The 9,333-nt window shown below is 70.1% G+C and carries 9 protein-coding genes; all 9 read right to left on the bottom strand.

Annotation, left to right across the window (positions count from 1 at the left end; genetic code table 11):
• Window positions 1-151: 151 nt before the first annotated feature.
• Window positions 152-496 (bottom strand): hypothetical protein, encoded by a 345-nt coding sequence (locus tag IFU11_RS09960; RefSeq protein ID WP_192018832.1) that lies wholly within the window; start codon window positions 494-496, stop codon window positions 152-154.
• A 159-nt stretch (window positions 497-655) separates the two neighbouring features.
• Window positions 656-2,101 carry a threonine synthase gene (thrC, locus tag IFU11_RS09955; protein WP_192018831.1) on the bottom strand — a complete coding sequence of 482 codons (1,446 nt, stop codon included), beginning with the start codon at window positions 2,099-2,101 and terminating at the stop codon, window positions 656-658.
• Window positions 2,102-2,193: 92 nt separating this feature from the next.
• Window positions 2,194-3,303, bottom strand: coding sequence for a threonine aldolase family protein (locus IFU11_RS09950; RefSeq protein WP_192018830.1), 1,110 nt, complete (start codon window positions 3,301-3,303; stop codon window positions 2,194-2,196).
• Window positions 3,304-3,464: 161 nt separating this feature from the next.
• The gene (locus IFU11_RS09945; RefSeq protein WP_079704981.1) at window positions 3,465-3,902 is read right to left on the bottom strand and encodes a hypothetical protein; all 438 of its coding nucleotides are present in this window, start codon (window positions 3,900-3,902) and stop codon (window positions 3,465-3,467) included.
• The gene (locus IFU11_RS09940) at window positions 3,899-5,050 is read right to left on the bottom strand and encodes an ABC transporter permease (RefSeq protein ID WP_371742754.1); all 1,152 of its coding nucleotides are present in this window, start codon (window positions 5,048-5,050) and stop codon (window positions 3,899-3,901) included. Before IFU11_RS09940 ends, IFU11_RS09945 begins: the two co-directional genes overlap by 4 nt.
• The gene (locus tag IFU11_RS09935; RefSeq protein ID WP_192018829.1) at window positions 5,047-5,931 is read right to left on the bottom strand and encodes an ABC transporter ATP-binding protein; all 885 of its coding nucleotides are present in this window, start codon (window positions 5,929-5,931) and stop codon (window positions 5,047-5,049) included. Before IFU11_RS09935 ends, IFU11_RS09940 begins: the two co-directional genes overlap by 4 nt.
• 187 nt (window positions 5,932-6,118) lie before the next feature.
• Complete coding sequence (locus tag IFU11_RS09930; RefSeq protein WP_064295523.1) at window positions 6,119-7,123, bottom strand: aldo/keto reductase family protein; 1,005 nt, start codon at window positions 7,121-7,123, stop codon at window positions 6,119-6,121.
• Window positions 7,124-7,186: 63 nt separating this feature from the next.
• A complete protein-coding gene (locus IFU11_RS09925; protein WP_192018828.1) occupies window positions 7,187-7,894 on the bottom strand; it encodes a response regulator in 708 nt (235 codons plus the stop codon).
• Window positions 7,891-9,294, bottom strand: a complete 1,404-nt coding sequence (locus IFU11_RS09920) for a sensor histidine kinase (protein WP_192018827.1) — start codon at window positions 9,292-9,294, stop codon at window positions 7,891-7,893. The genes IFU11_RS09925 and IFU11_RS09920 overlap by 4 nt, the downstream gene beginning before the upstream one ends.
• Window positions 9,295-9,333 lie beyond the last annotated feature (39 nt).

Genomic DNA, 9,333 nt, shown 5'->3' with positions numbered 1-9,333 from the left:
GCCCCGGGGGGGGGGGGGGGGGTCGGGCGGGAGTGCCCTTCGACAGGCTCAGGGACCGGGGGTGGCTGGGGCGGGAGTGCCCTTCGTACAGGCTCGGGGACCGGGGTGACTTGAGCGCGAGCGCCCTTCGACAGGCTCAGGGACCGGGGCGCTACTCCGGGCCCTCGCCGAAGCTGTCGCCGACGGGAGCGCGGTCCGCCAGGTCGTCCTGGTCGTCGAGGTCCTCGACGGCGTCCTCGGTGTCCGAGTCGTCGTCCAGACCCGCATCGCCGACGACGTCGTCACCACCGACGCCGTCACCGGCGTTGCTCAGGCCGCCGTCACCGGGGGCCGCGTCGTCGGCCGAGCGGTCGACCGCACCGCCGTCGGGCACGACACCGCCGACCGAGCTGTCGGTATGGTCCTCACCGGGCACGTGTGCCTGGGCACCCGGGCCGCCGTGGGCGAGGGCGTCGCGTTGGGCGTCTGCTGCTGCTGGATCCATGGGATTGCTCATGACGGCAGCGTAGGCCGGACGCCGAGACGTCGCGGGGGCTTGGCTCAGGGACGCCGGACGCCTATCCTCCGTGCTCCCCGCCGGACCCGACGCGGTGTCGACAGCGTGGTGCCCTTCGACAGGCTCAGGGACCGGGGCAGGCTCAGGGACCGGGGAGGGTCAGCGGCCGGTGTGCTCCACGATGATCGCCTTGATGCGGTCGACGTCGGCCGGCACGATCTCGAAGCGCTGCTCGAGCCCCTCGATGCCCTCGAACGCCTCGGGACGCTCCGGCTCCTCGCCGAGCGCCTCGCGGACGATCTCGGCGAACTTCGCCGGCAGTGCGGTCTCGAGCACGAGCATCGGGACGCCCTCGCGCAGGTGGCGACGGGCGACCGTGACGCCGTCGGCGGTGTGCGGGTCGATCGTGACGCCGTAGCGCTCGTGCACGTCGCGGATGGTGGCGACGCGGTCGGCGTGCGTGCTGCGACCGGAGACGAAGCCGAACTCGCTGATCCGCTCGAACTCGGGTGTCCCGGAGAGGTCGAACCCGCCCTCCTCGTCGAGGGACCGGAACAGCTCACCGAGGCGGGTCGCGTCCTGACCGACGAGGTCGTAGAGGAAGCGCTCGAAGTTCGACGCCTTCGAGATGTCCATGCTCGGGCTGGAGGTGTGGTGCGTCTCGGCCGCCGAGCGCGGGCGGTACACGCCCGTGCGGAAGAACTCGTCGAGGACGTCGTTCTCGTTCGTCGCGACGACGAGCTGGTCGATCGGGAGCCCCATGGAGCGGGCGATGTGCCCGGCGCAGACGTTGCCGAAGTTGCCGGACGGCACCGAGAACGACACCTTCTGGCCCGGACCGTCGGTCGCGAGCAGCCAGCCGTGCACGTAGTACACGACCTGCGCGACGACGCGGGCCCAGTTGATCGAGTTGACCGTACCGACGGCGTGGAGTGCTTTGAACGGAGCGTCCTTCGAGACGGCCTTCACGATGTCCTGGCAGTCGTCGAAGTTCCCCTCGACGGCGAGGTTCACGATGTTGTCGTCCTGGAGGCTGAACATCTGCGCGCGCTGGAAGCTGCTCATGCGGCCGTGCGGGCTCAGCATGATGACCCGGATGCCGGTCTTGCCGCGCATGGCGTGCTCGGCCGCGCTCCCGGTGTCGCCGGACGTCGCGCCGAGGATGTTGAGCTCGTCGCCGCTCTTCGCGAGCGTGTACTCGAAGAGGTTGCCGAGCAACTGCATCGCCATGTCCTTGAAGGCGAGCGTCGGGCCGTTCGAGAGGCCGAGGAGCTGCAGCTCGGTGCGGCCCTCCTCGCCGAGGGTGCGCAGCGGGGTGATGAGCGAGGCGTCGTCGCCGGCGCGGCCGTTCGAGTAGACCTCGGCGGTGTAGGTGCGACGGGTGATGTCCTGAAGCTCGGCGGCGGGGATGTCGTCGGCGAACTTCGACAGCACGGCGAACGCGAGGTCGGCATAGGACAGCTCGCGCCACGACTCGAGCTCCTCAGCGGTCAGCTGCGGGTACTCCGCCGGGAGGTACAGGCCGCCGTCCGGGGCGAGCCCGCCGAGGAGGATGTCCGAGAAGTGCTGGGGCAGATCGTGGCCCCGCGTCGACTGATAGTGCATGACCGTCTCTCTCATCCGGTTGGAAGCCCGATCTCCAACCTTGCCATATCGGGGGTCGACGCGCAGAGGCCCGCCGTCATCGTGACCGGCCGCTACGCGCGGGCGAGTTCCTCGCGGATCGCGGCGACGAACGCGTCGATGTCGCCCTCCGTGGTGTCGAACGAGCACATCCAGCGCACCTCGCCCTTCGCCGCGTCCCAGTCGTAGAAGCGGAAGCGTTCGCGCAAGCGGTCGGGGACGCCCGCTGGCAGGGTCGCGAACACCGCGTTGGCCTGGGTCGGCTGGCTGAAGCCGAGTCCCGGTGCCTCGCCGGCGGCGATGAGGGCCTCGAGGGAGGTGCGGAGGCGCGCGGCCATCGCATTGGCGTGGGTCGCGGAGCGGAGCCAGAGCCCGTCGCCACCGTCGGCCGCCGGCTCGAGCAGGGCGATGAGCTGCGCCGCACCGAAGCGCATCTTCGACGCCAGCTGCATGTTGAGCTTCCGCAGGTAGACGAGGCCCTCCGATGCCGACGGTTCGAGCACGACGATGGCCTCGCCGAACATGAGTCCGTTCTTCGTCCCACCGAAGGACAGCACGTCGACGCCGGCATCGGCGGTGAACGCGCGCAGTGGGACGCCGAGGGCTGCTGCGGCGTTGGCGATGCGGGCGCCGTCGAGGTGCAGCTTCATGCCGTGACCGTGCGCGTGGTCGGCGATCGCGCGGATCTCCTCGGGCGTGTACAGGGTGCCGAGCTCGGTGGTCTGCGTGATCGAGACGACGAGCGGCTGTGCACGGTGCTCGTCGCCCCAGCCCCACGCTTCGCGGTCGATGAGGTCGGGCGTGAGCTTGCCGTCGGGGGCGTCGACCGTCAGGAGCTTGATGCCACCGACCCGCTCCGGCGCGCCGCCCTCGTCGGAGTTGATGTGCGCGGTCGACGCCGAGATGACGGCACCCCAGCGCGGGAGCATGGACTGCAGACCGACGACGTTCGCGCCGGTGCCGTTGAAGACGGGGAACACGGCGACGTCGCGGCCGAAGTGATCGGCGAAGACCTCGTGCAGCCGGCGGGTGTAGTCGTCCTCGCCGTACGCGATCTGGTGGCCGCCGTTGGCCGCCGCGAGTGCATCGAGGATCTCGGGGTGGACGCCGGAGTAGTTGTCGGAGGCGAAGCCACGGATGCTGGTGTCATGCAGAGAGTCGGTCACTGATCCATCCTCGCGCATGCCACACGCAGCTTCCGTGCATCGCGGGCCGACTTCCTGCGTGCTCGGGTCGCCGTCGGGCATGTTCACAATTCAGGAGCGCCCGGGCGTGGTGCGCCCGCACCGTGCGTGTCGGTGGGGACGCGCCGAGGCGCTCCTGAATTGTGAACCGAGAGACGGGGTCAGTCGGCGGCGTGACGGGGGCCGTCGGAGGAGGGGACGACCTCCTCGGGCACGGCGTCGATCGCGGCGTCGACGTCGGCGTGCGCACCGGGCTCCGGCTCCGCGTCCGGGGTCTCCTGTGCGAGCGCGTGCTCGTAGGCGAGCGCGTGCACGGCGATCGAGGAGGCGACGGCGGCCTGCTGCTCGTCTTCGGCGGAGGGCTGAGCCGGCTGTTCGGCCGCCAGCGCGGCGGCCTGCTCGGGCGTCAGCCGGGCGTCCTGGTCCTCCTCATCCTCGTCCACGAGGTCGAGCACGATGGGCTCGTCGCCGTAGATGTCGCCGGCCGGATCGCCCGCGAGCGGGGCCGGCGCGGGGAGGCGCTGCTCGGCGTCGAGGAACTGCTTGGCCTCGAAGGCACCGGGGTTGAAGACCTCGTCGATCCCGCCGAGCCCGCTCATGCCTTGAGCGCTTCCGAGAGCTTGACCCGGCCACCCATTTTCAGCAGCGAGTTCTCGTAGATCCGCGAGCCGACGAGGATGACGAGCGCCGCGGTGACCCCGAGGATCAGCAGGGACAGGATCGGCTCCCACCACTGCGCCGAGCCGACGAAGAGACGGACGGGCATGCCCACGGCTGCCGAGAACGGCACGTAGGACATGATCGTCATCACCACCGGGTTGTCGTTGAAGAAGATGACGGCGAAGTACGGGATCATGATCAGCATCGTAATCGGGGTCGTCGTCGAACCGATGTCCTCTTGACGTGAGACCAGCGATCCGGCAGCGGCGAACAGTGCGGCCAGCAGGATGAAGCCGAGCACGAAGAACACCACGAACCAGACGACCGGGGTCCCGAGGCCGGCGAGCAGCTCGGTCTGGCCCGTCACCGTCAGCCCGATCACCGACAGCGCCGCGATCGCCAGGATCTGCCCGAACGCCAGGATGCTGTTGCCGAGCACCTTGCCGGCGAGGAGCGCCTTCACGGGGATGGCGGACATGAGGATCTCGACGACGCGGGTCTGCTTCTCCTCGACGACGCTCTGCGCGATCGACGCCCCGAAGGTGGTGGCGGAGACGAAGAACACGAGACCGAACCCGAGCGACACGATGTAGAGCAGGAAGCCCGCGGAGCCGTCCGCGTCGGGATCGAGGATGGTGACCTGCGGCTGCGCGCTCAGTTGCATGATGAGCGTGTTGGAGGCCTCGGAGTCGAAGATCACCTGGACGCCGGTGGGGTTGTCGTCGGAGGCCGGTGCGATCGCCGCCTCGACGTCGCCCGACTTCACCAGGGCCTCAGCTGCGGCGACGTCGGTCGCCTCGGTCACGTCGAAGGTCTTGCCGTCGACGAGTCCCGCACCCGCGTTCCCGACGACCGCGACCTTCGTGGTCTCCGAGGCGGTGTTCTTCGCGAGGAACCCACCGACGACGATACCGGCGAGGATCACGAGGAGCAGGATGCCCGTCGAGATGAGGAAGGTCTTGCTGCGCAGACGCATCTTGACCTCGCGCTCGGCGACGAGACCGATGCTCTGCACGAGGCTGGGGGAGGCCGGGCCGGAGCGACGACGACCGGCGGGCTGGATCGGGGACTCGGTTGCCGTGGTCACTGGATGACCTCCTTGAAGATCTGGGCGAGGGTGGGTCGGAGGGGGGCGAAGCTCGTGACGTCGCCCTGGGTCAGCGCCTCACGGAGCACGGCCTGCGCCGCCTGGGCGTCGTCGGCGTCGAAGAGGGCGTAGCCACCGTCGAAGTCGACGACGGAGATCCCCGGACGCTCGCGCAGCCAGCCGGTGTCGGCCGCGCTGAGCAGCTCGTAGCGGTTGCCGGCGTGGGCTTCGCGGAGCGACTCGCGCGAGCCGGAGGCGCGGATCCTGCCACCGGCGATGATCACGAGGTCGTCGCAGAGGCGCTCCACGATGTCGAGCTGGTGACTGGAGAACAGGACGGGGGAGCCGTCTGCGGCGAACTCGCTGAGCACCCCGACGACCACGTCGACCGCCATCGGGTCGAGACCGGAGAACGGCTCGTCGAGGACGAGGACGTCGGGGTCGTGGACGAGCGCCGCGGCGATCTGTGCCCGCTGCTGGTTGCCGAGCGACAGGCTCTCGAGGGCGTCGTTCCGGCGCTCGCCGAGGCCGAGGCGCTCGAGCAGTTCGCCGGCGTTGCGCTTGGCGGCGTGGGTCGTGAACCCGTGGAGGCGGGCCAGGTAGACGAGCTGTTCCTCGACCCGCATCTTCGGGTAGAGGCCGCGCTCCTCCGGCATGTAGCCGAACCGGCGGCGGTCTTCCGGGGTGAGCGGGGTGCCGTCGAGGGTGACGGTTCCGGCGTTCGCGGCGAGGACACCGAGCAGGATGCGCATCGTCGTCGTCTTGCCGGCGCCGTTCCCGCCGACGAACCCCGTCATGCGGCCGGGGGCGACCTGGAAGCTGACGTCGTCGAGCACCTTCCGCTCGCCGTACGACTTGTCGATGTGGCTGAGTTCGAGCATCGGCCGCCTCCTGTGATCTGCGTGCTGGACCGAGTGTCCTGCGTCGGGTTCTCCCGGTATGGCGATCACGCTACGCGGCGTGGTGTGCCACCGGCATCCGCCGTAGGACGGGTTGACGCGACGACGCCCGGTCCCCTTCTCCGTCGAGTGGGGGATACCGGGCGTCGTGGACCAGCCGAGCGCTGGATCAGGCGGGGCGGGACTCCGGGGAGACCGTCTTCGAGGGGTCGGTCTCGGCGACGGAGCCGATGGCCTCGTCGATGCGGGCGATGACCGCGTCGTCGAGCTTCACACCGGCCGCGGCGGCGTTCGCGGTGACCTGCTCGGGACGCGAAGCCCCGACGATCGCACCGGCGATGTTGTCGTTGTGCAGCACCCACGCGAGCGCCAGCTGCGCCATGGTGAGGTCGAGCTCGTCGGCGATGGGCTTCAGCTGCTGGACGGCCGTGAGCACCTCGTCGTCGAGGAAGCGCTTGATGGTGTCGGCGCCGCCCTTCTCGTCGGTGGCCCGGCTGCCCTGCGGGAGCTCTGCGCCCGGGAGGTACTTGCCGCTGAGGACGCCCTGCGCCACCGGCGACCAGACGATCTGGGAGATGCCGAGTTCGCGTGAGGTGGGGACGACCTCCTCCTCGATGACCCGCCACAGCATCGAGTACTGCGGCTGGTTCGAGATGAGCTGGAAGCCCAGCTCCTTGGACAGGGCGTGGCCGGCGCGCAGCTGCTCGGCGTTCCACTCGCTCACGCCGATGTAGAGCGCCTTGCCCGCCCGGACGACGTCGGCGAAGGCCTGCATCGTCTCCTCGAGGGGCGTCTCGCTGTCGTAGCGGTGGGCCTGGTACAGGTCGACGTAGTCGGTGCCGAGACGCGTGAGCGACCCGTCGATCGACTCCATGATGTGCTTGCGCGACAGCCCGACGTCGTTGTGCCCCTTCGGGCCGGTGGGCCAGTAGACCTTCGTGAAGATCTCCAGGCTCGCGCGTCGTTCGTCCTTGAGGGCGTCGCCGAGCACCTGCTCAGCCGCCGTGTTCGCGTAGGCGTCGGCCGTGTCGAAGGTGGTGATGCCGGCGTCGAGGGCGGCGCGAACGCTCGCCGTGGCGACGTCGTTCTCCACCTGCGAGGCGTGGGTCAGCCAGTTGCCGAAGATGATCTCTGAGATCTTGAGTCCGCTGTTGCCGAGGTATCGAAATTCCATGGTCGTCACGCTACTCCTCGCATCCGACCGGCCGACGGGGTTGCGCGGAGACGGAGCGAACCCTCAGCTGCGCGGCGACGCCAGCCCGTGCTCGTAGGTATAGATGACCGCCTGGATGCGATCACGGAGGGCGAGCTTCTGCAGCACCTTCGAGACGTGCGACTTCACGGTCGCCTCGCCGACGAAGAGCGTGGTCGCGATCTCCTGGTTGGACAGGCCCTGGGCGACCAGCTGCAGGACCTCCCGCTCGCGCTCCGTCAGCTGGTCGTAGTCGGCGCCGGTCGTCGGCCCGGCCGGGACGGTGTGATCCTCCACGGCGTCCTCGACGGCGGGGGCCTGCCGGGTGAACCCCTCGATGACCCGGCGGGTGACCGCCGGAGAGAGGAGCGCCTCCCCGCCCGCGATCACCGAGACCGCTGCGACGAGTTCTTCCGGCGAGGAGTTCTTCAGGAGGAACCCGCTCGCACCGGCCCGGAGCGCCTCGGCCAGGTAGTCGTCGCGGTCGAAGGTGGTGAGGATGAGGACGGCGGCGTTGGTGTCCGGATCCGCGACGATCCGACGGGTGGCCTCGAGGCCGTCCATGCCCGGCATCTGGACGTCCATGCAGATCACGTCCGGCGCGAGCGTCGTCGCCAGCGCGACGGCCTCGGCGCCGTCCGACGCCTCACCGACGATCTCGATCCCGGGCTGGGAGCCCAGGATGATGCGGAAGCCGGCGCGCAGCAGCTCCTGGTCGTCGACGAGAAGGATGCGGGTGGGCTGCTCGGTCATGCCTGGTCCTTCGTCGTGGTGGTGTGGGGTCGTCCTGCGGCGGAGGAGGCGAGGCGGGCGTCGGCGATGGACGCGGCGACGGGCTCCATCGCCTGGTCGCACGGCCGGCCGAGCGGGATGGCGGCCCGCACGAGGAAGCCGCCGCGGGCGCGGGCCCCGACCTCGAGGACGCCTCCGGACGACGCCACGCGCTCCCGCATCCCGATGAGCCCGAGCCCGCCGCGCCGGGCCACCGTCGGGACGGTCCCCGTGTTCGTGACCTCGAGCTCGACCGCGTCGTCCAGATAGCGGAGCCTGAGTTCGGCCGTCGCCGTGGTGCCGCCGTACTTACGGGCGTTCGTGAGCGCCTCCTGCGCGATCCGATACAGGTTGAACGACACGACGGCCGGGATCGCGACCGGTGTGCCCACGAGTTCGAACCTCGTCGGCAGCCCGTTCGCCGTCGACTCGTCGGCGAGCCGGCCCAGCTGGCCGACGCCGACGGTCGACGGACTGCTCTCCTCGTCGGTCGGTTCTCCGTGCGCGCGGAGGGTGCCGAGCATCTTGCGCAGCTCGTCGATCGCGCTCCGTGCGCCGAGCTCGACGTTCGTGAGCGCATCCCGCGCGGCGGCCGGGTCCGCATCGAGCACGGTGCGCGCGGCGCCTGCCTGGACCCCCATGACCGAGACGTGGTGGGCGACGACGTCGTGCAGCTCGCGCGCGATCCGCACCCGCTCGAGGGCGACCGCCTGCCGGGCGGAACGGGCGCGCTCCGCCTCGAGCTCGGCCGTGCGCTGCTCGAGCGCCGCCCGCTCCCGGGAGGACTGGTACACGCGCTCGCCGAAGAAGTACGCGGCTCCGAAGTAGAGGATGTTCGTCAGGATCTGGATGAGGATGAACGCCACGAGGGGTGAGAAGAGCCCCACCCGGGAGAGACTGGGCAAGGCGTCGGGGTCGGTCGCCTGGATGAACATGGAGACGAGCAGCCAGACGAACATGGCGACGATGATGAGCACGCGGACGAGCGCAGCGCGACGTCGGTTCGGAACCCATGCCCCGACCGTGTAGATCGCGAGGAACAGGGCGATGTTCGTGAAGAGGACCTCGGGTACGAGCACCGTGCCGCCCACGATGAACATGACGGCGACGACGATCGAGACGGAGCACGGGAAGCGGCGGCGGAACGCGAGCGGCGCGGTGATGCCGACCGCCCAGAGGACGGACGCCCACATCGGTGCGGGCTCGGGGTAGAACCCGGCGATCGTGTACAGCGTCAGGCTGAGGAGGGTACCGACGCCGAGGGCGACGGCGAGGATGATGTCGGATCGCTGTTCCGACGGCGTCGCGGCCGGACGCCGCCACTCGGCGTCGTAGGGGTCGACCGGGCGTTCCTCCTGCTGGTCGACGGCGGGCTCGCTCATGCCGTCCACGCTAGCGCGACGCCCCGCCTGGGACATCCG

It is taken from the genome of Plantibacter sp. CFBP 8804, assembly GCF_014841225.1.
Taxonomy (GTDB): domain Bacteria; phylum Actinomycetota; class Actinomycetes; order Actinomycetales; family Microbacteriaceae; genus Plantibacter; species Plantibacter auratus.
The sequence above is the reverse complement of the archived record's forward strand: the minus strand, read 5'-3'. Positions and strand labels throughout refer to the sequence as shown.

Bases quoted from the DNA above. Each gene is read 5' to 3' on its own strand.
- IFU11_RS09960 (WP_192018832.1), bottom strand. From the start codon at position 496: ATGAGCAATCCCATGGATCCAGCAGCAGCAGACGCCCAACGCGACGCC.
- thrC (WP_192018831.1), bottom strand. From the start codon at position 2,101: ATGCACTATCAGTCGACGCGGGGCCACGATCTGCCCCAGCACTTCTCG.
- IFU11_RS09950 (WP_192018830.1), bottom strand. From the start codon at position 3,303: ATGCGCGAGGATGGATCAGTGACCGACTCTCTGCATGACACCAGCATC.
- IFU11_RS09945 (WP_079704981.1), bottom strand. From the start codon at position 3,902: ATGAGCGGGCTCGGCGGGATCGACGAGGTCTTCAACCCCGGTGCCTTC.
- IFU11_RS09935 (WP_192018829.1), bottom strand. From the start codon at position 5,931: ATGCTCGAACTCAGCCACATCGACAAGTCGTACGGCGAGCGGAAGGTG.
- IFU11_RS09930 (WP_064295523.1), bottom strand. From the start codon at position 7,123: ATGGAATTTCGATACCTCGGCAACAGCGGACTCAAGATCTCAGAGATC.
- IFU11_RS09925 (WP_192018828.1), bottom strand. From the start codon at position 7,894: ATGACCGAGCAGCCCACCCGCATCCTTCTCGTCGACGACCAGGAGCTG.
- IFU11_RS09920 (WP_192018827.1), bottom strand. From the start codon at position 9,294: ATGAGCGAGCCCGCCGTCGACCAGCAGGAGGAACGCCCGGTCGACCCC.